At 70.6% G+C, this 24263-nt stretch carries 24 protein-coding genes; 7 read left to right on the forward strand and 17 right to left on the reverse strand.

The annotated features are described in order from the left end of the window. The first annotated feature begins 78 nt into the window (after window positions 1–78). The 4 genes from snpA (at window position 79) to ABZ471_RS12770 (ending at window position 2822) form a co-directional block, all read left to right on the forward strand. A complete protein-coding gene (snpA, locus tag ABZ471_RS12755) occupies window positions 79–762 on the forward strand; it encodes a snapalysin (RefSeq protein ID WP_359065465.1) in 684 nt (227 codons plus the stop codon). Window positions 763–943: 181 nt separating this feature from the next. After that, a complete protein-coding gene (locus ABZ471_RS12760) occupies window positions 944–1582 on the forward strand; it encodes a TetR/AcrR family transcriptional regulator (RefSeq protein ID WP_359065467.1) in 639 nt (212 codons plus the stop codon). A gap of 62 nt (window positions 1583–1644) precedes the next feature. Then, the gene (locus ABZ471_RS12765) at window positions 1645–2316 is read left to right on the forward strand and encodes an enoyl-CoA hydratase-related protein (protein WP_359065469.1); all 672 of its coding nucleotides are present in this window, start codon (window positions 1645–1647) and stop codon (window positions 2314–2316) included. A gap of 50 nt (window positions 2317–2366) precedes the next feature. Further along, window positions 2367–2822: a PaaI family thioesterase gene (locus ABZ471_RS12770; RefSeq protein WP_359065471.1), complete on the forward strand. Its 456-nt coding sequence runs from the start codon at window positions 2367–2369 to the stop codon at window positions 2820–2822. Between the two features lie 22 nt (window positions 2823–2844). Here ABZ471_RS12770 and ABZ471_RS12775 read toward each other — a convergent pair whose 3' ends face one another. The 14 genes from ABZ471_RS12775 to ABZ471_RS12840 form a co-directional block, all read right to left on the reverse strand. Continuing rightward, window positions 2845–3225 carry a hypothetical protein gene (locus ABZ471_RS12775; RefSeq protein WP_359065473.1) on the reverse strand — a complete coding sequence of 127 codons (381 nt, stop codon included), beginning with the start codon at window positions 3223–3225 and terminating at the stop codon, window positions 2845–2847. A 29-nt stretch (window positions 3226–3254) separates the two neighbouring features. Next, complete coding sequence (locus ABZ471_RS12780) at window positions 3255–3653, reverse strand: nuclear transport factor 2 family protein (protein ID WP_359065476.1); 399 nt, start codon at window positions 3651–3653, stop codon at window positions 3255–3257. 94 nt (window positions 3654–3747) lie between these two features. Continuing rightward, the gene (locus tag ABZ471_RS12785; protein WP_359065478.1) at window positions 3748–4545 is read right to left on the reverse strand and encodes an enoyl-CoA hydratase/isomerase family protein; all 798 of its coding nucleotides are present in this window, start codon (window positions 4543–4545) and stop codon (window positions 3748–3750) included. Beyond that, on the reverse strand, window positions 4542–5789 hold the full coding sequence (locus ABZ471_RS12790) for a cytochrome P450 (protein ID WP_359065480.1): 1248 nt from the start codon (window positions 5787–5789) through the stop codon (window positions 4542–4544). Before ABZ471_RS12790 ends, ABZ471_RS12785 begins: the two co-directional genes overlap by 4 nt. 96 nt (window positions 5790–5885) lie before the next feature. Continuing rightward, entirely contained in the window at window positions 5886–7250 is a 1365-nt protein-coding gene (locus ABZ471_RS12795) for a cytochrome P450 (RefSeq protein WP_359065482.1), read from the reverse strand. Between the two features lie 13 nt (window positions 7251–7263). After that, a complete protein-coding gene (locus ABZ471_RS12800) occupies window positions 7264–7824 on the reverse strand; it encodes an ATP/GTP-binding protein (RefSeq protein WP_359065484.1) in 561 nt (186 codons plus the stop codon). Between the two features lie 3 nt (window positions 7825–7827). Then, window positions 7828–8211: a DUF742 domain-containing protein gene (locus tag ABZ471_RS12805; RefSeq protein WP_359065486.1), complete on the reverse strand. Its 384-nt coding sequence runs from the start codon at window positions 8209–8211 to the stop codon at window positions 7828–7830. Next, window positions 8208–9053, reverse strand: a complete 846-nt coding sequence (locus tag ABZ471_RS12810) for a roadblock/LC7 domain-containing protein (protein ID WP_359065489.1) — start codon at window positions 9051–9053, stop codon at window positions 8208–8210. Before ABZ471_RS12810 ends, ABZ471_RS12805 begins: the two co-directional genes overlap by 4 nt. After that, a complete protein-coding gene (locus ABZ471_RS12815; RefSeq protein ID WP_359065492.1) occupies window positions 9050–10231 on the reverse strand; it encodes an ATP-binding protein in 1182 nt (393 codons plus the stop codon). The genes ABZ471_RS12810 and ABZ471_RS12815 overlap by 4 nt, the downstream gene beginning before the upstream one ends. Window positions 10232–10510: 279 nt before the next feature. Beyond that, complete coding sequence (locus ABZ471_RS12820) at window positions 10511–11359, reverse strand: DMT family transporter (protein WP_359065494.1); 849 nt, start codon at window positions 11357–11359, stop codon at window positions 10511–10513. Window positions 11360–11469: 110 nt separating this feature from the next. Then, window positions 11470–12285 carry an ABC transporter permease gene (locus ABZ471_RS12825; RefSeq protein ID WP_359065496.1) on the reverse strand — a complete coding sequence of 272 codons (816 nt, stop codon included), beginning with the start codon at window positions 12283–12285 and terminating at the stop codon, window positions 11470–11472. Window positions 12286–12297: 12 nt separating this feature from the next. Beyond that, window positions 12298–13191: an ABC transporter permease gene (locus ABZ471_RS12830; protein ID WP_359065498.1), complete on the reverse strand. Its 894-nt coding sequence runs from the start codon at window positions 13189–13191 to the stop codon at window positions 12298–12300. Between the two features lie 3 nt (window positions 13192–13194). Further along, window positions 13195–14391, reverse strand: coding sequence for an ABC transporter substrate-binding protein (locus ABZ471_RS12835; RefSeq protein WP_359065500.1), 1197 nt, complete (start codon window positions 14389–14391; stop codon window positions 13195–13197). 57 nt (window positions 14392–14448) lie between these two features. After that, the gene (locus ABZ471_RS12840; RefSeq protein ID WP_359065502.1) at window positions 14449–15480 is read right to left on the reverse strand and encodes an ABC transporter ATP-binding protein; all 1032 of its coding nucleotides are present in this window, start codon (window positions 15478–15480) and stop codon (window positions 14449–14451) included. A gap of 110 nt (window positions 15481–15590) precedes the next feature. On the opposite strand from ABZ471_RS12840, the gene ABZ471_RS12845 reads away from it, so the two are divergent. Both ABZ471_RS12845 and ABZ471_RS12850 read left to right on the forward strand, forming a co-directional pair. Next, a complete protein-coding gene (locus ABZ471_RS12845; RefSeq protein WP_359065505.1) occupies window positions 15591–16352 on the forward strand; it encodes a GntR family transcriptional regulator in 762 nt (253 codons plus the stop codon). Between the two features lie 83 nt (window positions 16353–16435). Further along, entirely contained in the window at window positions 16436–17191 is a 756-nt protein-coding gene (locus ABZ471_RS12850; protein ID WP_359065506.1) for a cache domain-containing protein, read from the forward strand. A 28-nt stretch (window positions 17192–17219) separates the two neighbouring features. Here the strand turns inward: ABZ471_RS12850 and ABZ471_RS12855 are convergent, their stop codons facing one another. From ABZ471_RS12855 to ABZ471_RS12865, 3 genes are all read right to left on the reverse strand, one after another. Next, on the reverse strand, window positions 17220–17897 hold the full coding sequence (locus ABZ471_RS12855) for a DUF6215 domain-containing protein (RefSeq protein ID WP_359065509.1): 678 nt from the start codon (window positions 17895–17897) through the stop codon (window positions 17220–17222). A 91-nt stretch (window positions 17898–17988) separates the two neighbouring features. After that, window positions 17989–19467, reverse strand: coding sequence for a glutamate--cysteine ligase (locus tag ABZ471_RS12860; protein WP_359065511.1), 1479 nt, complete (start codon window positions 19465–19467; stop codon window positions 17989–17991). Window positions 19468–19562: 95 nt separating this feature from the next. Next, window positions 19563–21626: a SpoIIE family protein phosphatase gene (locus ABZ471_RS12865; protein ID WP_359065513.1), complete on the reverse strand. Its 2064-nt coding sequence runs from the start codon at window positions 21624–21626 to the stop codon at window positions 19563–19565. Between the two features lie 174 nt (window positions 21627–21800). Here ABZ471_RS12865 and ABZ471_RS12870 point away from each other — a divergent pair, with 174 nt between their 5' ends. Next, complete coding sequence (locus ABZ471_RS12870; RefSeq protein ID WP_359065515.1) at window positions 21801–24263, forward strand: SpoIIE family protein phosphatase; 2463 nt, start codon at window positions 21801–21803, stop codon at window positions 24261–24263.

Here is a 24263-nt window from a genome sequence, read left to right on the forward strand (position 1 = left end):
CGAAGGCCAGGGGGCTGACGGAAACTCATGGGCAACCGATCGTTCACCACCCCACACGAACGAGTAGGAGCCCCCCACATGACGTCGAACTCCACGTCCTGCCCATCCGCGAAGGTCTCCAGGAGAGCGCTGGCCCTCGGCCTGGGCCTGGCGTTCGCGACGCTGGGCACCGCGATCCCGGCGAGTGCCCGGACCGCGGACTCCCTCGCCGCGCCGCACGCCGGGTACACGAGCTCGGCCGGCGGGGCGGCGAACAACAAGGCGTTCTTCGAGGCCGTCCTCACCTCGGTCGCCAAGAAGCAGGCGGCGCACCCGGGCCTCCGGTCGGTGACCGTCTCCTACGACGCCTCCCGGGCGCCGAGCTTCCGTTCGCAGATATCGAGCGCCGCCTCGATATGGAACAGCTCCGTCTCCAACGTCAAGCTGCAGGCGACCTCGGGCGGCGCCGACTTCGCCTACTACGAGGGCAGCGACCCCCAGGGGTCCTACGCCTCCACCGACGGCCACGGCAACGGCTACATCTTCCTCGACTACGCGCAGAACCAGCAGTACGACTCGATCCGCGTCGCCGCGCACGAGACCGGTCACGTGCTGGGGCTGCCGGACCACTACAGCGGTCCGTGCAGCGAGCTGATGTCGGGCGGTGGCCCGGGCACGTCCTGCACCAACCGCTACCCGAACGCGGCCGAGCGTGCCCGCGTGGACCGACTGTGGGTCAACGGCCTCGCCAAGGCGCTCGACAAGCTGAACAAGGTGCGCTGATCGTCTGAGAACCACCCGATTTCCCCTCGGGGCGGGCCGTGCCACCGGCGCACGGCCCGCCCCTTGCATGTTCTATGCCATAGAGCATAGATTACTCAGGAGTAATGACTGATGCGCCGCCTTTCCCGGTCCGGGCAGGAGACGTACGAGCCCCAGGGGAAAGGTGCCGGGTGGTGCACGGATGAGCCCGCGCAAGAGCGACAGCCGCGAGCGGATGATCAGCAGCGCCGCGGAGTTGCTGGGGGAGCAGGGGGCCGGTGCGACGAGCATCGACCGGGTGCTCGCGCACAGCGGTGCCCCGCGCGGCTCGGTGTACCACCACTTCCCCGAGGGGCGGGCCCAGCTGATCGACGAGGCTGTGGCCTTCGCCGGAGACGTCATGGCGCGCCGGATCGCCGCCGCCCGTGCCGGTGATCCGGTGGCGGCGATCGATGCCTTCTTCACCCTGTGGCGCGAACGGATGATCGGCAGCGGCTTCAGGTCGGGGTGTCCGGTCGTCGCCGCGGCCGTGGCTGCCGACGAGGAGGGGCCCCGCTGGGCGGACTCCGCCGCCGCGGTCTTCGGCCGCTGGCAGGAGGACCTCTCGGCCCTGCTCATGACCGGGGGGCTGCCCGAGGCTCGCGGCCGCCGGCTCGCGGCCTTCATCCTCGGCGCGGTGGAAGGCGCGGTCGTGTTGTGCCGGGCCGAACGCAGCACGGCCCCGCTGGACGCGGCCGCCGCCGAGATCCATGATCTGCTGGTCCACGCCCTGCCCGACCGGCCAGATCCGGCCGCCGACGCGGGCAGCGACACCGACGCCGGGGAGAACTCCCCGTCCTGAGCCGGCCTGCTGCGCAGACCGGCCGGGGCGCCCTCCCGTTGCACTCACCCGAAGGAGTAGTCATGCCCACGCTCGACCGTCACGACAGTGTCTTCGTACTCGACCTCGGAGCCGGGGAGAACCGCTTCCACCCCGACTGGATCGCCGCCGTCGACGAGGCCCTGGACCAGGTGGAGAAGGCGGACGGACCCAGGGCGCTGGTCACCGCGGCGACCGGGAAGTTCTACTCCAACGGCCTGGACCTCGACTGGCTTCTCGCCCATGCGGACCAGCACCACGCCTACGTCGTCTCGGTCCACGCGCTCTTCGCCCGCCTGCTGTCCCTGCCGGTGCCCACCGTGGCCGCGCTCCAGGGGCACACCTTCGCGGCGGGTGCGATGTTCTCCCTGGCGCACGACGTCCGGGTGATGCGGGCCGACCGCGGCTTCTGGTGCCTTCCGGAGGCGGACATCAACATCCCGTTCTCACCGGGCATGTCCGCTCTGATCCAGAGCCGGCTCACCCCGCAGACCGCCCACGAGGCCATGACCACCGCCCGCCGCTACGGCGGCCACGACGCGCTCGCCGCCGCCGTCGTGGACCACGCGGTCGGCGAGGACGCCGTTCGGGACACCGCCGTCGAACTCGCCGCCGCCCAGGCGGCCAGGGCAGGGGAGACCCTCGGCACCATCAAGACCCGCATGTACGCGCCCGTCCTGGCCCTCCTGCGGGACACGACCAACCCCCTCGGCTGACCCACGTCTCCGACGGGTCACCTCACCCGCACGACAGCAAGGAAACAGACATGTCCACCATCGACTTCGCCGCACTGTCCGGGCTCGAGCTCCTGCGCTTGATCCAGAAGAAACGTCCGGTCGAGATCCCGTCCATCGGCCGGCTGCTCGGGATGCGCTTCGACGAAGTCGACCACGGCCGCATCGTCGTCTCCCTCGACACCCGCCCGGACTTCTCCAACCCGCTCGGCACGGTCCACGGCGGGATCGCGGCCACCCTGCTCGACTCCGCGATGGGCTGCGCGGTCCACACCACGCTGCCGGCCGGAGTCGGCTACACCACGCTCGAACTCAAGGTGAACTACATCCGCGCTGCCCGCACCGACGGGCAGACCCTCATCGCCGAGGGCACCGTCATCCACGTGGGACGCCGTACCGCCACCGCCGAGGGCAAGGTCCTCGACGAGCAGGGCAAGCTCATCGCGCACGCCACCACGACGTGCATGATTCTCGGCCCCGACGCCTGACGACGACGCGTACCGACGCCCGTCACGGAGCCCCCGTGACGGGGTGACCGCCGGCCTCCTGATCCGCGCACCGGACGGCCTCGGCGAAGTACGACCAGCCGTCCACCTCGACGTTCCGGCCCGGCTGCACCTCCAGGGCGGGCACCGCCGCGTCGAGGAGGCGGCGCGCCGGCCCGGGTTCATGGAGATTGAGATGGCTGCGGTCCGGTAGGCGCACCACCGTGCCCGACTCGAAGTACGTGTTCGAGACGACCCCCGTCGCGCACGGAGCGAAGACCAGGGAGAGCCGGCGGCCCGCGCCCTCGGCGGTCCCGCGGGTGAAGAAGGAGAGCGCGAGGCGGCAGTCCTTGTAGTCGGGTCGAACCCGCTGCCGGACGGTCCAGTACCAGACGCTCTCACCCACGACGAGGCGTCTCAGGCGACGCTCGTTCCTCACGACCGGTCGTACCAGGAGAGCGCCGCGATGCGCCAGCCCTGCGGGGTGCGGACGAACTGCATGGTCTTGGTGCCGGAGCCCTCGAACGGCTCGCCGTTCAGGATCCCGGACTTGCGGTACTCGCCGAAGCGGGTCGCGATGTCGCCCGCGATCTCGGTCCGTTCGGAGGTCTCCCACTCGGAGAAGTCGGTCAGCCGGCCGTCGGCGAGCAACTGCCGGCGCGGCTCGATGAACTCGTCCACGGTGTAGACCGTGAAGTCCGGGCCGGTCATGACGATCACGCCGCCGGGAAGAACGAGCCGGCGGATGCGTGCCACGTCGGCGGTCCTGCCCTCGCGGTTGTCGAACGCGCCGAAGAACTCGGCCGTCACCGCATCGATCTCGATCTTGGACACCGCGCGACGCTACCACGCGTCCGAACACCCGCCAAAGCAGAGGGAGTTGCATCCAGGGTGCCGCCCGGGCGCCGTTGGCCGGGCGTTGATGTCCCTAGAGGGCCTCGGCCACGCGCTGGGGCCGGGACTGGGTGAGCTGTGCCGTCAGGAGGTGCGCGTCGAGCAGGGCGACGTCCGCGGTGCGGTTGCCCCGGGAGTAGCCCGCGAACATGCGCTTGGTGAGGGTGAGGGCCTCGGGTGAGCGTCGCACGAGCGGTCTGACCCACGCGTGGACGGCCGTGTCGAGTTCGTCCAGCGGGGCGACCTTGTGCAGGAGACCGAGCCGGTGGGCGCTGGCCGCGTCGAAGGTCTCACAGGTGAGCATGAGTTCGCGGATCCGGGCGGCCCCGCCCTCGACGATCAGCCGGCCCATCGCGCCGCCCCACGCGGGAGGCAGGCCGATGCCGATCTCGGGCATGCGGAACCGGCAGTTGTCGGCTCCGGCGCGCAGGTCGCAGAAGGAGGCGAGGGCGAGGCCGGCGCCGACGACCCTGCCGTGGAGCCGGGCGATGGTGACGGCGTGCGTGTTCTCCAGTGCGTCGCACACGCGGTGGGCCTTGTCCGCGATCCGGCGCATGGCTGCTCCGGTCGGGTCCTCGGCCAGCGCCGCCTGGTACTCGCCGCGGTCGGCGCCGAGGCAGAAGTCCTCACCGGCGGACGACAGGAGCAGCACCCGGATGTCGGGGCGGTCATGGAGGCTGTGGAGAAGGGCGGCGAGGTCGTCGAGGGCGGCGACGGTCAGCGTGCTGTCCTCGGCGGTGGGGTTGAAGCGGACCCGCAGGACCGGCCCGTCCTGTTCGACGGCCAGCGCCTTGTAGGGGAAGTGGGGGGAGGTCGTGAGCATGTCATTCATGAGTGGGTGACATCCAGATTCAGCAGGCGCCTGAAGGCCACACGCGGTGCCCAGGTCGGCCTGCGTACGAGGGTGAGGCGGGGGAAGCGCCTGACCAGCTGGTGGAGCAGGATCTGGGCTTCCATACGGGCCAGGGGTGCGCCGAGGCAGTAGTGGATGCCCCCGCTGAAGGCGAGATGCGCCGGCTTGCGGTGGAGGTTGAACAGCTCGGGGTCCTCGTGCTTGGCCGGGTCGCGGTTGGCCGCCCCGACCATCAGATGGACCATCTCGTCCTTGAGGACCTCCACGCCGCCCAGGAGGCCGTCCCGGGAAGCGACGCGGCTGATCACATGGGTGGGCGGGTCGTAGCGCAACGATTCTTCCACGGCGGCGGGCACGAGGTCGGGGTGGACCGCGAGCCAGTGCCACTGGCTGGGGTGCTCCAGCAGCAGGAGTGTCATCTGCGACAGCAGCGTGGACGTGGTCTCCAGCGCTGCCAGCAGCACGAACAGTGCAAGGAAGTAGACCGCTTCGTCTGCCTTGTCGTGGTCGCCCTCCAGTTCGTCCCACACCGCGATCCACCGCGACACGGGATCGTCGCCGGGACGGGCCCGCCGAGCGCGCACCAGGTCCATGAAGTAGGTGCGCAGCTGGGCCGTGGCCGCGTCCGACCTGGCCAGCTGGCTGGCCGAGGGCAGCAGCTCCTGGGTGAAGACCTGGTCGTGGGTCAGATCCCGCAGCCGGCGGAAGTCGGCGGACGGCAGCCCGAGCCAGTGACCGATGGTGGCGACCGGCAGCTCCTCGGCCACCAGGGCGTTGAAGTCCGCCTCGCCCTCGTGCAGCCGCTCGGCCAGCGAGTCGAGGAGCCTGCTCGTGGTGCGGACCACCGTCCCGCGCAGCTGCTCCAGCGAGGTGCGGTCGAACATGCCCGCCGACCGGCGCACCAGAGTGTGGTCCGGAGGGTTGAGCGCCGGCAGCGTCCTGCTCATCTCGCGCGAGGAGGGAGCTGTCCAGCGCGTACCGTCTCCCTGCTGCTCCCGCCAGCGCGCATCGGGCTCCAGCCAGTGGCGGCTGCGCAGCACCTGGTCGCACAGGTCGAAGCCGGTGACCACGTGCCCACCCCAGGGAGCTGCGACGACTCCGCCCCTCGACCGCAGCTCCGCATAGATCGGAAAGGGGTTGGCCTGGCCCTTCGCCGTCCTTAAGCGGGAAAACAGCGAAACCGCAAATCGTCTGTCGACGGGCGGAGTTATCGCAATCTCCACGATGTCCCCTTCTTGCTCTCACGTATCAGCCGCCATCCATACCCCCCCGTTGGCCGATACATACGAGATGACTATGCGTGAGGAGCGTTGCCTACGTCACTCTCCCCTCGTCCATGCCAGGAAGCGGCTGAACAGCCCGGGCTTGGGCCTGGGCGCGGTCGGCACCGCCGTCTGGGCCGCGTGGGCCGGGCCGCGGTGCTGGGCGGGCGCGGCCGCCTGCGGCTGCGGGGTCTGGGCCGGCGTCGGCGCCATGGCGCGCGGCGTGAACCGGACCGGCAGGGCCACCAGGGAGCGGCTCCAGGGAGCGGGCACCCAGCTCAGGTCCTTGAACGGCACCCGCACCTCGATGTCGGGCAGCCGGTTGAGGAGGGACTCGACGGCGGTGACGGCGATCACGAACGCCGGGTCCTTCGCGGGGCAGGCGTGCGGACCGGCTCCGAAGGACAGATGGGCCTTGGCGCTGAGCTGCTCGCGATGCTCCGCCAGCCGCGGATCGGTGTTGGCGGCCGCGAAGGAGATCACCACCGGGTCGTTCGCCCGCAGCATCCGGCCCCCCAACTCCACGTCGTGGGTGGGGTAATGGGCCGCGTAGTTGGCGATCGGCGCGTAGTTCCACAGGGCCTGGGCGACCGCGTCCTCGACCGGCAGGCCGGTTTGCCACTCCTCGCCGAGGATCAGCGCGCTGCTGGTGCCGATCGTCGCCGACAGGGGCGCGGTGCCGCCGGAGAGCAGCGTCACCAACTGGTGCAGCACCTCTTCGTCGGTCAACTGCGCGGAGTGCTCCATCAGACGGGTCGTCAGGTCCTGTCCGGGCCGGCGCCGCTTGAGTGCGATCAGCTCGCCGAGGGCCTCGCCCAGCACCTGGTCCGCGCCCATGGTGCCGTCGAAGATGCCGCTGATCCCGACGATCACACGGTCACCGATCTCCGGCGGGCAGCCGAACAGCTCGCTGAAGACCAGCAGCGGCAACGGCTGCGCGTACTCGGCCATCAACTCGGCCTGCCCGAGCCGGTCGGAGCTGAACCGGCTGACCAGGTAGTCGGCAGACTGCTGGGTCTGCCGCACCAGCTGGATCTCGTTGACGGTGGCCAGACTGTCGGTGACCGCCTGGCGCAGGCGCGCGTGCGCCGCTCCGTCGCTGAACAGAGCGTTGGGCCGGTACCCCATCATGGGCAGTGCCGGGCTGTCCTCGGGCACCCGTCCCTCGTTCAGCGCCCGCCAGCGCCGCGAGTCCCGGACGAACGAAGCGGGGTTCTGCAGGATGTACAGGGCGGCGTCGTAACTGGTGACCAGCTCGACCTCCACCCCGGGGGCGATGTCGACCGGCGCGCTCGGGCCGAGACCGCGCAGGTGTGCGTAGTGAGCGTCGGGATCGGAGCCGAACTGGGGGCCGTAGAGATGGACGTTGTCGTGCGCAGGGCAGCCGGGCGGTGGCCCTTGTATGCCGGGACTCTGCTGCATGTGGGGGTGGCTCCTAGTCAAGAAGGGACAGTAGGTGGTGGACGAGGGTGATGAGTGCCTGCGCCGACGACTGCTGGTCCCGCACGTCGCAGGAGATCACGGGCGTCCGGTCGGACAGGTTCAGCGCCTCGCGTATCTCCGCGAGCGGGTAGTTGGTCGTGCCGTCGAAGTGGTTGACGCCGATGGCGTACGTCAGGCCGAACCGCTCGACCAGGTCGAGGACCGCGAAGGACTCCGACAGCCGCTCGGGATCGACGAGGACGAGCGCGCCCAGCGCCCCCCGGGACAGCTCCTCCCACATCTCCTTGAAGCGCTCCTGACCGGGAGTGCCGAAGAGGTAGAGCACCACCTCTTCGCTGATGGTCAGGCGGCCGAAGTCCATGGCGACCGTCGTGGTGGTCTTGTCCGGGGTCCCCGACAGGTCGTCAAATCCCACGCTGGCTTCGGTGATCTCCTCTTCGGTCCGCAGGGGCTCGATCTCGGAGATGCTGCCGATGCACGTGGTCTTCCCGACCCCGAAGTGCCCCACCACAAGGATCTTCACCGCGGTGAGGACACCTGAATCCAGGTACACGAATCACGCTCCGAATCGGGCTTTGAGGCCGTCGAGAACGGCGTTGAGCACTTCTCGGTCGACACGTTCGGCCCGGGGTACGGGCTTCCGCGCGATGATGAGACCGCTCTCCTCCATCTGCGCCAGGAGAATCCGCACGATCCCCAGCGGCAGATGCGTGTGGGCGGCCACTTCGGCGACGGAGAGAAAACCCTCCGTGACCAGCTCCAGAACCTGACGCGCCTCCGGAGAAAGGGCGCGAGCCGAAGCAGAGACACCCTCTTGAGCGGAGACCAGGGTCGTGCGCTCGTAGGCATTGTCCGGGGGCAGCGCACGCCCGTTCGTGATCACGAAGAGCGGGACTAATGCGGAGGTCAGCTCCAGTTCCTGATCCGGCTCGTCATTCACGTACGGCTCGCCTCCCCGCGTGGTGCCATATCTGCGCTCAGCCGGGGCACCACCTGATGCAGCCGGGTGGTGAACTCCTCGATATCGGCGTCGTGTTCGGCGGCCGCGGCCAGGAACGCCCCGTGGCCGGCCGAGATCAGGAAGATCCAGCCGTGCTGGAACTCGATCACCGTCTGCCGCCACAGCGCGTCCTGGCCCACACCGGCGAACTGCGAGGTGGCCCGGCTGTAGGCGTGAATCCCGGTCATGGCCGCCGAGATGGTGTCCGCCAGGTCCTGGCTCATGCCCGTGGTGGCGCCCCGGGGCAGACCGTCGGAGCCCAACAGCACAGCGTGCCGGGCGCCTTGGACCTGACCGACCACCACGTCGAGGTCCATGATCGGGATGCCGGTGCCGCCCGCCCCGTCCTGCTCCGCCCGAGCCCGGCCGGACTGCCCGTCAACGCCGTCCGAACTCACCCGTGGCGGCGAGGTGAGGTTGTTGCCGAGCCGGGCGACCAGCCGGTGCATACGGAAGGAGATCTGCTGCATGTCCACGTCGGGCGCCGCGGCCGCGGCCAGATAGGCGCCCTGACCGGCTCCGATCAGGAAGATCCAGCCGTGCGAGAACTCGATGATCGTCTGGTTCCACTGCCTGTCTCCCCCCGGCCCGGCGAAGTGGGAGGTCGCCCGGCTGAGTGACTGCATGCCCGCCATGGCGGCGGAGATCGTCCGCACGTCCTTCTGGGCCATGCCGTCGGTCGCACCCCGGGGAAGGCCGTCCGCGGACAGCAGGACGGCGTGACGTGCCTTCGGCACGTTGTGCACGATGTCCTCGAGCATCCACGACAGGTCTGTGGTCATGCGTCATCGGACCCTTCGGACGGCGCCGAGGCGAGATTGCGGCCCGAGAGAGTGCCGCGCTGGAAGGCCCCGAGGCTCCGGCCCGCGGCGCGGCCGGCCTCCTCCGGCGGAGCGGCGGGAGGCACCGCACCGTCCCGGTCGGGGACGCTGGCGATGGGCACCTGGCGGGCTCCCCGGCGCGGCAGGCCGTGCGCGGTACGGGCCACCGGCTCCAGCCGGCCGACGGTCCCGCCGGCGCCGTTGGCCTGGGAGTCCTCGGCCGGTGCCGCCTCCTCCTCGGTCCACAGCTCCTCCGGCAGCAGCACCACAGCGCGCACGCCTCCGTAGCGGGAGACACCGGTCACGTCCACCCGGAATCCGTACTGCTGCGCCAGCAGGCCGATGACGGGGAATCCGAACTTCGGCTGGTTTCCGAGGTGCGAAAGCCGGGGGCGGAAGTCGCCGGACAGCAGCGCGGAGGCCTTCTGCCGGTCCTCGTCGTTCATGCCGACACCGGCGTCGTCGATGACGATGCAGAGATTCTTCTGCACCCGCTGGAAAGTGATCTCGATCGGCGAGCCCTGCTGGGAAAAGCTGGCCGCGTTGTCGAGAAGTTCGGCGACGGCGAGTGCGACCGGAGAAACAGCGGACGCCTTCAATGCAAAACCGGTCTGCTGCATGATTTCGACGCGCCGGAAATTGCGAATCTGTCCCTGGGCGCTGCGCACCACATCATAAACACTCGCCGGCTTGTTGCGACGGCCCAGCGGAGCGCCACACATAACCGCAATGCCCTGGGCCTTGCGGGCCATCTGTGCATTGGCGTGACTGACTTCCAGCAGATCACCCAGAACGGAATGTCCACCGTACTTGCGCTGGATTTCCTCAAGCAGTGCGAGCTGTTCCGCGGCCAGGCTCTGCAGAAAGCGTGCGGAACCCTTGAGAACGGCCTTGGTGCTCTCCTCCGCCGCCTCTTCGGCTTCTTGGATGGTCTTGTCGTGCTCGGCCTGGTGTCGGTGCAACTCAGCTCTTAACGTGGCCAGTTGGCCATCGGCCTCGATCAGCCGCTGTGTGAGGGCGGCCTCGGCCTGCTGCTTCTTCGCCGCTATGGCCTTGTTGCGACGACGGAGCACCAGGGCCGCGGCCACGGCGATGGCCGTCGCCGCAACCAGGCACCAGACGAGTGCGTCTCGATTCATTGAAACCTTTCCCATGTGTAGCCTGCAGTCGTCGGCAGACGGATCTCGGGGGAATCCGTGGCACGACCACTTGGAGCGACCCGGCCGCCGTCGTATCGAGAACCTGGCCGATCTCAATACGGCGTCTGAGCCGAGTGGACCAAGGTCGCAGACGCGGGGATGCTATCACTGAATTAGGTGAACCTTCGCAACTGGACCGTTAACAGTTCGTGTGGGCCGCAGAGGACATTGCGAGGTATTTATTCGGCACCATGCCGGACCGATTACTCTTTGCCGGATTTAACGGACAGTCAGGTTTTGTGCAGCCCGGCTCAGTACCACCACGCCCACGACGATGAGCACGGCACCGCACACCTCGGGCACCAGCCACCAGCCCGTGCGGATGCGCTCGTCGAACAGGGTGATGCCCAGGGCCAGGCTCACCATGGCGTCGCCTATGGTCAGCGCGGGCTGCGACGCGGCCAGCGGACCGGCCTGCAGCGCGTTCTCCAGCAGCACCACGGCGCCCGCACCCATCACCGCGAAGCCGTACGTCTGCCAGGACCGCAGGAAGGCGAGGAAGCCGTGGTCGGCGAAGGTCCCCGTGGCCGACTTCAGCATCGCGGCGGTCAGGGCGTTGCCGGTGGCGGAGGCGGCCGCCAGCAGCGCGGCACGGCGGGCCGCCGCGTGCCCCCGGCCGGCCAGCAGGATCGCCGCGGCCATGCCCCCGAGGCACAGACCGAGTGCGGGGAGCCAGCGCACGAGCCGCGCCTGGTCGGTGGCTCCGTGCGGGGCGGCCGCGACGAGCAGGACGGCCAGGCCCGTCACCACGCCGCCGACACCCCGCCAGCCCGAGCGGGGCAAGCGGCGGTGCATCAGCGGTCCGGCGACCAGCAGGGCGAAGGGAAGCTCCAGGATGAAGAGCGGCTGCACCAGCGCCAGCGGCCCGTTGACCAGGGCCAGGCTCTGGAACAGCGCGGCGCCGATCACACCGGCCATGCCGAGCAGCCAGGCCGGCCGGCGTATCAGCTCCGCCAGGATCCGTACCCCGCCGCGTCGGCTCGTGGATGCCGCCTTGCGCTGGAACGCGGTGCCCACGGCGTTGCTCGCTGCTCCCGCGACGGCGAACGCCGCGGCCAGTTCGATCACGACCGTCTCCCGCCTGCGGGAACACCTCCCTGGGGAGGCTCGGGCACTCTCAGCCTACGAAAGCCCGCACCCGTCCGCCGCCGAAGCCGGTCGCATGACCCGGGATCCGCTCACACCCGGCTCGACGTCGCCGTGTCCGCGGACAGCCGCTGGGCGACGTAGATCGGGACGACCGACAGCAGGACGAGGACGGCGGCCACGACGTTCACCACGGGAGCCTGCTGGGGCCGGGTCATGTTGTCGAAGATCCAGACGGGCAGGGTCTCGATGCCGGGCCCCGCGGTGAAGGTCGTGACGACGATCTCGTCGAAGGACAGGGCGAAGGCGAGCAGGGCGCCGGCCAGCAGCGCGGAGCGGACCAGCGGGAAGGTGACGTCCGCGAAGGCGCGGAAGGTGGTCGCGCCGAGGTCCATCGCCGCCTCCTCGTAGGACGCGGCCGTACGGCGCAGCCGGGCCACCACGTTGTTGAAGACCACCACGATGCAGAAGGTGGCGTGGCCGACGATCACGGTGAACAGCCCGAGACCCACGCCGAGCGGCTGCAGGACGGTGCCGAACGCCGAGTTGAGGGCGATACCCGTGACGATGCCGGGCAGCGCGATCGGCAGGACCACGATGAAGGACACCGTGTCCCGGCCGAAGAAGCGATGCCGGGCCACCGCGAAGGCGATGAGCGTGCCGAGGACGAGCGCAATGGCGGTGGCGCCCAGGCCCGCCTTCACCGACACCCACAGGGCCTCGCGCGCACCGGAGTTGTCGCGCGCCACGGACCACCAGTGCAGGGTGAGCCCCGGCGGCGGCCAGCTCGCACTGCGGTCGGGGTTCAGGGAGTTGACGAGGACGAGCAGCAGCGGGACGTAGATCATCGCGAAGCCGAGTGCGGCGCCGGTGCGCAGGGCGATGCGCGCGGTGCGGCCGAGATGCATGGCGCTCTCCTCCTACAGGCTGGTCAGGGCGCCCGTACGGCGGATCGCCAGCAGGTACAGGACGATCACGAGCACGGGTACGGTGCCGAGCGCGGCCGCCATGGGCAGGTTGAGCTCGATGTTGGAGTACACGAGGTTGCCGATGAGCTGGGTCTTGCCGCCGACGATCTGCACGGTGATGTAGTCGCCGAGGCTCAGGGAGAAGGTGAACACGGAGCCGGCGGCGACCGACGGCAGCACCATGGGCAGTACCACCGAGCGGAAGGTGCGGCCTGCCTTCGCGCCGAGGTCGGCGGAGGCGTCGAGCAGATCGGCCGGGAGCTGTTCGAGGGCCGTGTGGATCGGCAGGATCATGTACGGCAGCCACAGGTACGTCAGGGTGAGCACGGTGGCGGGCAGCCCGAACCCCGGCCCGCTGAGGCCGAAGGGCCTGAGCGTCCAGTCGGCGAGGCCGCCCTCGGAGAGGATGAGCCGCCAGGCGTACACCTTCACCAGGTAGCTCGCCCACAACGGGGTGAGGATCGCCACCACGAGGAGCGGGCGCCACTTCGGCCGGGCGACCCGCGCGGTGTAGAAGGCGACCGGGAAGGCGATCACGGCGCACAGCGCGGTCACCGCGAGCGCCACGCCGACGCTGCGCAGGATCACCTGGCGGAAGACCGGGGTCGTGAACAGGGTGTGGAAGTTGTCCGTCGACCAGACCTTCACCACCTGGGAGGTGAAGGAGTTCGTCGTCCAGAACGCCGAGACGAACAGGACCGTCAGCGAGCCGAGGTAGAGGACGGTCAGCCACAGCAGCGGGGCGGCGAGCAGCAGGGCCAGGCGGAGCCGGGGTCTCGTGTGCAGCGCTCCGGCGAGCCGCCGGACGGTGCCCCGTCCGGCGGCGGGCGTCGCTTCACTCGTCACGGCTCAGCCCTTGATCTCGGTCCAGGCCTGCACCCACTTCGCGTACGGCACGCACTTCACGTCCTTGCGGCCGTCCAGGCACTGCTCGATGGGGGTGTTCCAGAAGGCGATGTTCTTCCAGTAGCCCTCGTCGGCCGCGTGGTAGGTCGTGCAGAAGTTCTTGTCGCTGGTCTCGGTGCAGGCCTTGGAGTTGGCCGGGGCCTCGCCGAAGTACTCGGCGACCTGGGCGTTGACCTTGGGGGAGACGATCCAGTCGAGCCACTTGTAGGCGCAGTTCGGATGCTTGGCCTTCGCGGAGACCATCCAGGTGTCGGACCACCCTGTCGAGCCCTCCTTCGGGACGAACGCCTTGACCTTGGCGCCCTCGTCGGCGGCGAGGTTGGCGATGACCTGCCAGGTGGTGCCGACCACCGAGTCCCCGCTCTTGAAGGCGGAGATCTCCTTGAGGTAGTCGCTCCAGTACTCGCCGATGTCCGCGTTCTGCTTCTTCAGCAGCGCGACAGCGGCGTCGAACTGCTTCTGGTCGAGCGCGTACGGGTCCTTGATCTTCAGCTCGGGCCTGGTCGCCTTCAGATACAGCGCCGCGTCCGCGATGTAGATCGGCGAGTCGTACGCGGTGACGTGCCCCTTGTGCTTCGGGGCGTCCTCGAAGACCGCCGACCACGAGGTGGGCGCCGGACTCACCTTCTCGGTGTTGTACATCAGCAGGTTGGCGCCCCGGCCGTGCGGGATGCCGTACATCTGGCCGTCCACGGAGTTCCAGGCGCCGTTCTTCAGTCCGCTGAAGACGTCCTTGTAGTTGGGGACCAGGCCGGTGTTGACGGGGGCCGCGTCGCCGGAGGCGATCAGGCGCAGGGAGGCGTCCCCGGAGGCGGAGACGGCGTCGTACTCGCCGGTCTTCATCAGCTTGACCATCTCGTCCGAGCTGGCGGCGACCTTGGAGTGGACCTGGCAGCCGGTCTGCTTCTCGAAGTCGCTGACCCAGTCGGCCTTGGGGTCGTTGGAGCCGTCCTCGACGTACCCGGCCCAGGCGATCAGGTTGACCTGGCCCTCGGTCGTGCCGAGCTTCGTCGGGGCCTTGAGGTCGGGCGGGTTGAGGCCGGTGGCCGAGGAGCCGCCGGAGCCGGAGGAGCCGCAGGCGGCGGTGAGCAGCAGCGCGGAGGCGCCTGCCGCGGCGAGGAGGGTTCGGGTGATTCGCACGACGTTCTCCATCGGTGAGGGAACCTTGCGCGGAGCGGGGGGTTCGGGGACGGGGACTCAGGTGGGGATCCGGACGGCGTGGCCGCGATGCCACTGGAGGCGGACCCGGGCGCCGCGGTAGCCGGCCACGTCCTCGGACGAGGTCTCCAGGTTCTGCTGGAGGGCGGTGAGGCGGCCACCGCCGTCGAGATCGACGATGAAGCGGGTGGCGTCGCCGAGATAGACGACCTCGGCGACGGTGCCGGTGACGGTCGCGTGCCCGGGCTCGTCCGCCTCGGCGGACTCCTTCAGGACGCGGATCTTCTCCGGGCGGATGTTGTACGTGCCGGGCGTGCCGACGACCCGGTGGGCCGCCTCGCCCTCGAGCAGGTTGGAGGTGCCCACGAAGGAGGCGACGAAGGCGGTGGCCGGGCGTTCGTAGATCTCGGCGGGGGTGCCGACCTGGGCGATGCGGCCCTGGTCGAAGACGGCGATGCGGTCGCTCATCGTCAGCGCCTCCTCCTGGTCGTGGGTGACGAAGACGAAGGTGATGCCCACCTCCCGCTGGAGTTCCTTCAGTTCGACCTGCATCTGTTCGCGCAGTTTCAGGTCGAGGGCGCCGAGGGGTTCGTCGAGCAGCAGGACCCGGGGGCGGCCGACGAGGGCGCGGGCGAGGGCGACGCGCTGGCGCTGCCCGCCGGAGAGCTGGGCGGGGCGCCGCTGGCCGTAGCCTTCGAGGCGGACCTCGGCGAGCGCCTTGCGGGCACGGACCAGACGTTCGGCCTTCGCGACCTTGCGGACCTTGAGCCCGTAGGCGACGTTCTGCTCGACTGTCATGTGCGGGAACAGGGCGTAGTCCTGGAAGACGGTGTGCACGTCCCGTTCGAAGGGGGCCAGACCGGTGACCTCCTGTCCGGCGAGCTCGATCCGGCCCCCGGTGGGGGTCTCGAACCCGGCGATGAGCCTGAGGACCGTGGTCTTCCCGGAACCGGAGGGGCCGAGCATCGAGAAGAACTCCCCGTCCCGGATCTCCAGGTCCACCCCGGCCACGGCGGTCGTCTCCCCGAACGACTTCCGCAGGTCCTGCAGCCGGATCGCAATTCCCTCCATGCGGGAACCTTTCTGGCGCGCTCTACGTTGACCGCAAACATATGAAGTCATAGTTCTAAGCTCAAGGTCCCCTCAGGGTAAAGCTTGAGTCAACGCACAAGGTGGTGGCCGTGAGGCAGCACGAGATCGACGGCGGCGCCCGGGGAACGGCCGGCGGCGCCCGCAGGGCCGTCTTCAGCCCGGTCGACAACCGGGCCCGCGTGGACACCGTCGTCCGCCGCATCGGCGACGCCATAGAACTGGGTCTCCTCGCCGACGGCGAGCAACTCCCCGGCGAGAGCGAACTGGCCGGACAGCTCGGTGTCTCGACGGTGACCCTGCGCGAGGCGCTCATGGCCCTCCGCCAGCAGGGCCTGGTCACCACCCGCAGGGGCCGCGGCGGCGGCAGCTTCGTCGCCCTGCCCGAGGTCCCCGCCGACGACCGGCTGACGGCACGTCTGCGCGGCTGGAGCACCGAGGAACTGCGCGACCTGGGCGACCACTGGGCCGCCCTGTCCGGCGCCGCCGCCCGCCTGGCCGCACAGCGCACGGAGCCCGACGACCTCCATCCCCTGCGCCGTACCGCCGAGGAGCTGGCGCACGCGGACGAGACGGCGACGCGCAGCCGCCTGTACGGCCGCTTCCACGTGGAACTCGCGGCGGCCGCCCAGTCCGCCCGGCTCACCCGCGAGCAGGTGGCCCTCCAGAGCGAGGTGGGTGCGCTGCTGTGCCTGGTGCTCGGGGGCGACGAATATCGTGAAGAAGTGGCGGACCGTCACCGCTCCGTGATCTCGGCCGTGCAGGATGGGGCCCACGAATCGGCCGGCACACTGGCCGAGCGGTGCGTCAGGGAGTCCACGGCGCGGCTCGTCGCCGTACGTCTCACCCTCTGAACGCGCCGCGTCCGGTTCCCGTCCCGCTGGAGGACACCATCAGCTGGAGCCCCGGGCAGGCCGCTTCGGCGGCTGTGACGGCCGTGACGACGGCGAACCCCGACACGGACGCCGAGGCACGGGTGGCCTCCCAGGCGGGCGGCGCGCTGGAGACGGTGTTCGAGGCCGTCGCCGCCACCCGGGCCGACACGGCGGCCCTGCTCGCGAAGGTGGCCGCGCAGGGCCGGCGCCCCGCGAGCGCGGACCTCGCCGCCCTCCGCCCCGGGCTGCACCAGCGGCTGGCCCGCCAGGAACTGGTCTCCGGCGTCGGTTTCGTCGCGGCTCCCGGCCTGCTCACCGACGTACCCGCCTGGCTGGAGTGGTGGCAGACGGGCGCCGACGGCGATGTACGACCGCTGCTGCTCGACCTCGACCCCGGGCACTCGGCGTACTCGGACTACACGCACTGGGACTGGTTCGCCCTGCCCCGCGACACCGGGCGCCGCGCCGTGGCCGGACCGTACGTCGACTACCTCTGCTCCGACGAGTACAGCCTCACCCTGTCCGCACCGGTCGAGGTCGACGGGCGCTTCGCCGGGGTCGCCGCGGCCGACGTGTACCTGCGGCACTTCGAGGCGGCCGTACTCCCTCTCCTGCGGCAACTGCCCCGGCCCGCCCGCCTGGTGAACGCCCGCGGCCGGGTCGCCGCCTCCGCCGACCCCGCGCACCTGGCCGGCTCCCTCACCAAGGGCCCCGACTTCGGCGCACTGCTCATCGAGGCCACGCCCGCCGAGTACGCCGGCCTGCGTCTGGTGCCGTGTCAGGGCATCCCGCTCGTCCTCGTGCTCGCCGAGGCCTGAGCGGCCGCGCGAGGCGGAGCGCCCGCCCTCAGCCGCCCGTCCAGCCGGGGACCGTCGGCAGCACCCGCTCGGCCACGCGGAGCAGCGCCGTGTCGTCGGGCGGTATCGAGTCCTGGCGCCAGATGACGACTTCGAACGAACCGCCCCCGTCCTCGGCGTCCCGGGCGACCAGCAGATGACGGGCGATACCACCGGTGCTCGTGTCGACCTTGCCGCCGCCGAGGTTGAACCTCATGGCGATGGTGTGGTCCGAGTAGAGCACGGCGGGGTGACCGAGGACCGTCCGCGGCTCCGCGGATCCGATGAACCCCGACAGCTCGCCGACCCGCAGATCGTCGTCCGACGCCCACAGCTTCAGGGAGTACGTCTTCAGCGAGACCTCCGCCTCGGGGGAGGGGGTCTCCGTGCCGTCGGCGTCCGTGACCGAACTCTCGGTCCCGTAGGCGGTCTCGGCCTGTTCCTGGGGTGTCCCGAGGAGCGAGGGAAGGTCCGACCGGTTCAGCGCCGTACACAGCCGGGCCGCGGACACGCGACCGCCGCCGGGCTTGTGATCGTCGTGGGAGCAGGTGGCCGGCCCCTGGTCCGAGGAACCCTGCAATTCCTTCTGCCCCCACAGGACTCCCGCGATCCCCGCAAAGACCAGCACTGCCGCGAGTGCCTGGACCACCGGTCTCCGCTCTTTCTCGGACGCGGAATCGTCAACCATGTTCCCCCACCTCAGCCGTTCCCCGACAAGCGCTGCAGGAGCCTAACGGTGATCGTCCGGACCGGCATCCGGAATGTGCGGGCGGGGTTCGTCAGTCGACGGGCCAGGTGTGGACCGGGGCGTTGAGATGCATGAAGTCGATGTACTGCTGTGTCATCCGCCGCAGCGCCTCGTGGCGGCCGGCATGGGTGGTGGCGTCGATGCGGTGGAGCATCTCCTTCTGCCACACGGCCCCGTTGCGAGCCGTGACGCAGCGCTGCTCGATGATGCCGAGCAGCGGTTCCCGCCAGGCCTCGTCCATGCCGGAGAGCGCCAGTCCGCGGTGCGCCAGCGGCAGCAGCCGGCGCAGGACCAGTTCGGGCACCGGCACCTCGCCCATGCCGGGCCAGTACAGCAGCGCCTCGATGCCGTGCCGGGCCGCCGTGTGGAGGTTCTCCTCGGCCGCGGAGAAGGACATCCGCGACCACACCGGGCGGTCCTCCTCGACGAGGGCGCGGGTGAGCCCGTAGTAGAAGGCGCCGTTGGCGAGGGTGTCGGCGACGGTCGGACCGGCGGGCAGCACCCGGTTCTCCACCCGGACGTGCGGCCGGTCGTGGGAGATGGCGTAGACCGGCCGGTTCCAGCGGTAGATGGTGCCGTTGTGCAGGGTGAGTTCGGAGAGTTCGGGGATGTCCCCGCGGTCCAGCGTCCCCGCCGGGTCCTGTTCGTCGCAGAGCGGCAGCAGGGCCGGGAAGTAGCGCAGGTTCTCCTCGAAGAGGTCGAAGACGCTGTTGATCCACCGCTCGCCGAACCACACCCGCGGCCGCACCCCCTGGATCTTGATCTCCTCCGGGCGGGTGTCGGTCGCCTGCTCGAACAGGGGGATGCGGGTCTCGTGCCACAACTCCCGGCCGAACAGGAACGGCGAGTTGGCCGACAGCCCGACCTGGACCCCGGCGATGGCCTGCGCCGCGTTCCAGTAGGCGGCGAAGGTCTCCGGGGAGACCTGGAGGTGGAACTGGGTACTCGTGCACGCGGCCTCCGGTGTGATGGTGTCCGCGTAGGTGCGCAGCCGGTCGACGCCGTCCACCTCGATCCGCAGGTCCTCGCCCCTGGCCGCGAAGACCTGGTCGTTGAGGAGCCGGTAGCGCGGGTTCTCCGACAGGGACGCCTCGCCGATGTCCTCCTGGCGCAGCGTGGGCAGGATGCCGACCATGACCAGGCGCGCGCCCACCGATCTCGCGTGCTCGTCCGCGTGGTTGAGCGCGGAGCGGATCTCGGACTCCCAGGCGTCGGGACCGCCCGTCGTCAGCCCGCGCGGCGGAACATTGATCTCCAGGTTGAACCGGCCCAGCTCGGTGGACCAGGCGGGATCCGCGATCGCCTCCAGCACGTCGGTGTTGCGCATCGCCGGCTCGGCCCGGTCGTCGACCAGGTTCAGCTCGATCTCCAGCCCCACTTGAGGCCGTTCGGACTCGAACCGCGAATCGCGCAGCATCTGCGCGAGGGCGTCGAGGCACTCCTGCATCTTGATCCGGTACCGGCGGCGGTCCTCGCGGGTGAAGACGAGCGCCGGGACGTCCCGTCCCATCGGCCCTCCTGGGTTCCGCTCCTCGGACACCTCTCCACCCAGAGTCGCACCGACGGGCGAACCGCACCAAGCGGATGGGGTCCCGCGAACCCGGACTACAGGGCCCGCGCGACCAGCAGGGCCACGTCGTCGTGGTCGTCGGGATGGCGCAGGCCGTGCAGCAGCAGATCGCAGGTCTGCTCCAGCGACCGGGGCGGCTCGTCGAGAAAACCGAGGAGGACGTCGAGGCGGTCGTCGATGGGATGCTGCCGGGTCTCCACGAGACCGTCCGTGTACAGGACCAGCAGGTCGCCGGGGACCAGTTCGGTCGTGGTGGTCTCGAACGGGATGCCGCCGACACCGAGCGGTGCCGCGGTGGGCAGCTCCAGGAACGCGGGCGCCCGGCCGGGCCGCGCGAGCGCGGGCGGCATGTGTCCCGCGTTGGCGATCGTGCACTGCCGTGTGCGCGGGTCGAAGACCATGTAGAGGCACGTGACGATGTAGTGCTCCAGATCGCAGGTGATCTTGTCGAGGTGCTGGAGCACCGCGCCCGGGGCGAGGTCCAGGTCCGCGTACGCACAGGTGGCCGTGCGCAACCGGCCCATGGTGGCGGCCGCGTCGATGCCGTTGCCCATGACATCGCCCACCACCAGCGCGGTCTTGTCGTCGGCAAGCGGGATCACGTCGTACCAGTCGCCGCCGACCTCGCTGGTGGCCTGCGCGGGCTGGTAGCGGGAGGCGAGTTCCAGGCCCGTGTGGTGCGGCGAGTGGTCGGGCAGCAGGCTGCGTTGGAGCGTGAGCGCGGTGTTGCGCACGCTCTGGAACCAGCGGGCGTTGTCGATGGCCACGGCGGCACGGCTGGCCAGCTCGGCGGCCAGGACGACGTCGTCCTCGTCGAAGGGCAGGGGATTACTGGTGCGCTTGAGATCGAGCGCACCGAGTATCTCGCCGTGCGCGATCAGCGGCACGGCCAGATACGAGTGCACGCCGGCCTGCGCCAGGATGGCGCCCGCCTCGGCGTCCCGGGCGATCTGCCGCAGATCCCGCGGGCTGACATGGCGCACCAGGACCGGCCGGCCGGTGTGGACGCACAGGGTGACCAGCCGGTCACCCTCGTACGCCGCCACGTCGCCGGGCGGGTCGGCGGCGCGCAGCGCCTCGGTCGGCTGGGCCGCCTTGAGTGCGAGGGCGCGGAACAGCTCCGGGCCGTTGTCCGGCCGGCGGGCGCGACGGAGGGCCAGCGCGGAGTCGAGGACGTCCACGGCGACCACGTCCGCGAGCACGGGCGCGCAGATGTCGGCCAGTTCGCGGGCGGTCTGCTCCACCTCCAGTGTGGTGCCCACGCGGGTCGAGGCGTCGGCGATGAGCGCGAGGCGCCGCCGGGCCCGGTCGGCCTCGGCGGCCGCATGGTGCCGCTCGGTGACGTCGACGACCGACGCGGCCGCGCCCAGGATCCGCCCGCCGGGGTCCTCCAACCGGTAGAACGACAGCGACCAGGCGTGCTCGTGGTCGGGATCGGCCGGGGGACGGCCCACGTGGTACTGGTCGAGCAGGGGCCTCCCGGTGGTCAGCACCTGACGCAGCGCGGACTCGACGGTGTCGACGTCGGGGAAGGGCAGGGTCTCCCGCAGGTGCCGGCCGATGTGGTCCTCGGCGGGGATGCCGTCGATCCGCTCCAGCGCCGGGTTGACCAGGAGGTACTTCAGGTCGGGGTCCATGAGGGCCAGCCCGATCGGGGACTGGTTGATCAGCCGCTCGCACAGGGCCAGGTCGGTCTCGACGCGCTGGAGCAGGGTGTGGTCGGCCGCGATGCCCAGGGCGTACACGTCGCCGAGGTCGTCCAGCAGCCGCATGGTGCGGAACTCCGTCAGCCGGCTGCTGCCGTCCTTGTGCCGGATGGGGAAGGCACCGGCCCACCCCCGGCCGGTGTCCAGCACCTCGGTGAACATGCCCACCACGGCCTGGAGGTGCTCGGGCCGGATGAGCAGACGCGCCGCGTACTTGCCGAGGACGTCCTCCGCCGTGTAGCCGAACAGGTCCTCGGCCTGCGGGGTCCAGAAGACGACGCGTCCCCGGGTGTCCAGTGCCACCGCTGCCACGCTCAGGACGTCCAGCAGGCCGGTGGGCCGGGGTGGCTCGGCGCCGTACTCGTCGTCGGCGCGCAGGGATTCCACTGCCATGCAGATCCACCTCCACCGGCCGGTCACCCGTCCGTGCCGGTACGGCCGCACACCGAGGGCTGGTGACTGGTACCTCCATGCTGCCTCCAGCACTCCGCCCGCCCCAACCCCAGGACCGGCCCGTGCACAACCGGCGGACAAGCAGGACCATGGTGAGGACAGAGGATGGAACAGATGGAATCTGGGCGAAAAGGTGTCGACGCGTCCCCTTCCGTGGCGCCGCGTGATGCCTTCGACGCCTCCACCGACGCGGCGGCGGTGATCTCGGCGGACGGCATCGTGGTCGGCTGGACCAGGGGTGCGGAGGCGCTGCTCGGCCGCTCCGCGCCGGAGGTCATGGGCCGTCCCGCCGCGCGCCTGCTGGCCGTGCCCGGGGACCCGGCCCGCGCCGCGGGCATCGCGGAGCGGTGCCGCGCCGGAATGGGCTGGAACGGTCTCGTCCCCGTACGGCACCGGGACGGCCGCCGCCTGGAGATCGATCTGCGGGTCTCGGCGTCCTTCGGGATAGGTGACCGGGAGTGCTTTCTGCTCTCGGCACGGGAGCAGCGCCCGCAGTGGGCGGTGGGCCGGTCCGTCCTCGACGGGTTCCTCGCCCGCTCGCCGGTCGGCATGGCCGTCATGGATCCGGAACTGCGCTATGTGTGGCTGAACGACACGTTGGAACGGTTCGGCGGTGTGCCGCGGGACCAGCGGCTCGGGCGCCGGCTGAGCGAGCTGCTGCCCGGTCTGCAGGCGGAGACCCTGGAAGGGCTGATGCGCAAGGTGCTGGCCACCGGGGACCCGGTGACGGACTACGAGTACGTCGGATGGAGCTGGTCCGACCCGCACCGCCGGCACGCCTACTCCACTTCTTTCTTTCCGCTGGTGGACGCCGGCGGCTCCGTCACCGCGCTCGGCTACATGGTCCAGGACGTCACCGAGCGGTGGCACGCCCGCCACCTCCTGTCCCTGGTCAACGAGGCCGGCACCAGCATCGGCAGGACCCTCGACGTGCTGCGGACGGCCCAGGAACTTGCCGACTTCTCGGTCCCGCGCTTCGCCGACTTCGTCGTCGTCGACCTGCTGGAAGCCGTCCTCAGCACCGAGGGCCACGGAGCCTGGCTGACCGATGCCGGACCGGCGCCCGCACGGCCGGCGATGCGCCGCGCGGGACTGCAGTCGGCGCGGGAGGGCTGCCCTGAGGCGGTGGCCCGGGTCGGCGACGAGGTGGACTTCCTGCCGCCGCCCGGTGACGTCAACCTCCTCATGAGCGGCGAGCCGATCCACATCCCGCTCCTCGACCCCTCCGACGCCGCGTGGGCCACCGAACAGCCCGTGCGAGCGGCCCGCATCCGCGAGTTCGGCCTGCACTCCCTCATCTCGGTGCCGATGCGGGCGCGGAACACGGCGCTGGGCCTCACCACCTTCGCCCGATCGCTCAACCCGGTCCCGTTCGGGCCCGACGACGTCCTGCTGGCCCAGGAGCTGGTGGCGCGAGCGGCGGTGTGCGTCGACAACGCCCGCCGGTACACCCGGGAGCACACCGCGGCCGTCACCCTGCAGCGCAGTCTGCTGCCCCAGGCCCTGACGGGCGGGACGGCACTGGAGGTCGCCTCCGCCTACCTTCCGGCGGACCCGACCGGCGGCGTCGGCGGCGACTGGTTCGACGTGATCCCGCTGTCCGGCGCACGCGTGGGCCTCGTCGTCGGTGACGTGGTGGGCCACGGCATCGCCGCGGCGGCCAGCATGGGCCGGCTGCGCACCGCCGTGCAGACCCTCGCCGACATGGAGATGCCCCCCGACGAACTGCTCGCCCACCTCGACGACCTCGTGCTCCGGCTGAGCGACGAGGACGCCGGCCGCGACCCGGCCACCCGGACCACGGCGACCTTCATCGGCGCGACCTGCCTCTACGCCGTCTACGACCCGGTCACCAGGCGGTGCACGATGGCCCGGGCCGGACATCCGCCGCCCGTCGTCGTCGGACCGGACGGACACGTCTGCTTTCCGGAGATCCCGGCCGGGCCGCCGCTCGGGCTGGGCGGCATGGCCTTCGAAGCCGCCGAGATCGAGCTGGCGGAGAACAGCCTCCTCGGCCTCTACACGAACGGCCTCATCGAAGGGGCCGACCGGGACGTGGAGTCGGGCATGGCCCGACTGGGCGCGGTGCTGGCCCGGACCGGGACGGATCTCTGCACCCTGTGCACCTCCGCCGTGGAGCAGTTGGTGCCCGTGCCGCAGCCCGACGACATCGCCCTGCTGCTGGCGCGCACCCGCGCCGTCGGCGCGGACCGGGTGGCGTCGTGGGACGTGCCCACCGAGGCGGCCGCCGTGGGACGGCTCCGGGCCCAGGCGACGCGCCAGGTGACGGACTGGGGCCTTGGGGAACTGGCCATGACGACGGAACTCATCGTCAGCGAACTGGTCACCAACGCCATCCGGTACGCGGACCCGCCCATCCGGCTACGGCTGCTCCGCGACGCCCGCCTGACCTGCGAGGTCGCCGACGGCAGCAGCACCGCGCCCCGGCTCAGGCACGCCCGCAGTACGGACGAGGGCGGTCGAGGCCTCTTCCTGGTGGCCCAGCTCGCCCACCGATGGGGTGCCCGGTACACAGCCGAGGGGAAGATCATCTGGGCGGAGCAGGAGATCCCGTGA

Source organism: Streptomyces sp. NPDC005728 (assembly GCF_040630895.1).
Lineage (GTDB): Bacteria > Actinomycetota > Actinomycetes > Streptomycetales > Streptomycetaceae > Streptomyces.

Coding starts and splice junctions, on each gene's coding strand:
- snpA (WP_359065465.1), top strand. CDS start 79: ATGACGTCGAACTCCACGTCCTGCCCATCCGCGAAGGTCTCCAGGAGA.
- ABZ471_RS12760 (WP_359065467.1), top strand. CDS start 944: ATGAGCCCGCGCAAGAGCGACAGCCGCGAGCGGATGATCAGCAGCGCC.
- ABZ471_RS12765 (WP_359065469.1), top strand. CDS start 1,645: ATGCCCACGCTCGACCGTCACGACAGTGTCTTCGTACTCGACCTCGGA.
- ABZ471_RS12770 (WP_359065471.1), top strand. CDS start 2,367: ATGTCCACCATCGACTTCGCCGCACTGTCCGGGCTCGAGCTCCTGCGC.
- ABZ471_RS12785 (WP_359065478.1), bottom strand. CDS start 4,545: ATGAATGACATGCTCACGACCTCCCCCCACTTCCCCTACAAGGCGCTG.
- ABZ471_RS12795 (WP_359065482.1), bottom strand. CDS start 7,250: ATGCAGCAGAGTCCCGGCATACAAGGGCCACCGCCCGGCTGCCCTGCG.
- ABZ471_RS12810 (WP_359065489.1), bottom strand. CDS start 9,053: ATGACCACAGACCTGTCGTGGATGCTCGAGGACATCGTGCACAACGTG.
- ABZ471_RS12815 (WP_359065492.1), bottom strand. CDS start 10,231: ATGAATCGAGACGCACTCGTCTGGTGCCTGGTTGCGGCGACGGCCATC.
- ABZ471_RS12825 (WP_359065496.1), bottom strand. CDS start 12,285: ATGCATCTCGGCCGCACCGCGCGCATCGCCCTGCGCACCGGCGCCGCA.
- ABZ471_RS12840 (WP_359065502.1), bottom strand. CDS start 15,480: ATGGAGGGAATTGCGATCCGGCTGCAGGACCTGCGGAAGTCGTTCGGG.
- ABZ471_RS12855 (WP_359065509.1), bottom strand. CDS start 17,897: ATGGTTGACGATTCCGCGTCCGAGAAAGAGCGGAGACCGGTGGTCCAG.
- ABZ471_RS12860 (WP_359065511.1), bottom strand. CDS start 19,467: ATGGGACGGGACGTCCCGGCGCTCGTCTTCACCCGCGAGGACCGCCGC.
- ABZ471_RS12865 (WP_359065513.1), bottom strand. CDS start 21,626: ATGGCAGTGGAATCCCTGCGCGCCGACGACGAGTACGGCGCCGAGCCA.
- ABZ471_RS12870 (WP_359065515.1), top strand. CDS start 21,801: ATGGAATCTGGGCGAAAAGGTGTCGACGCGTCCCCTTCCGTGGCGCCG.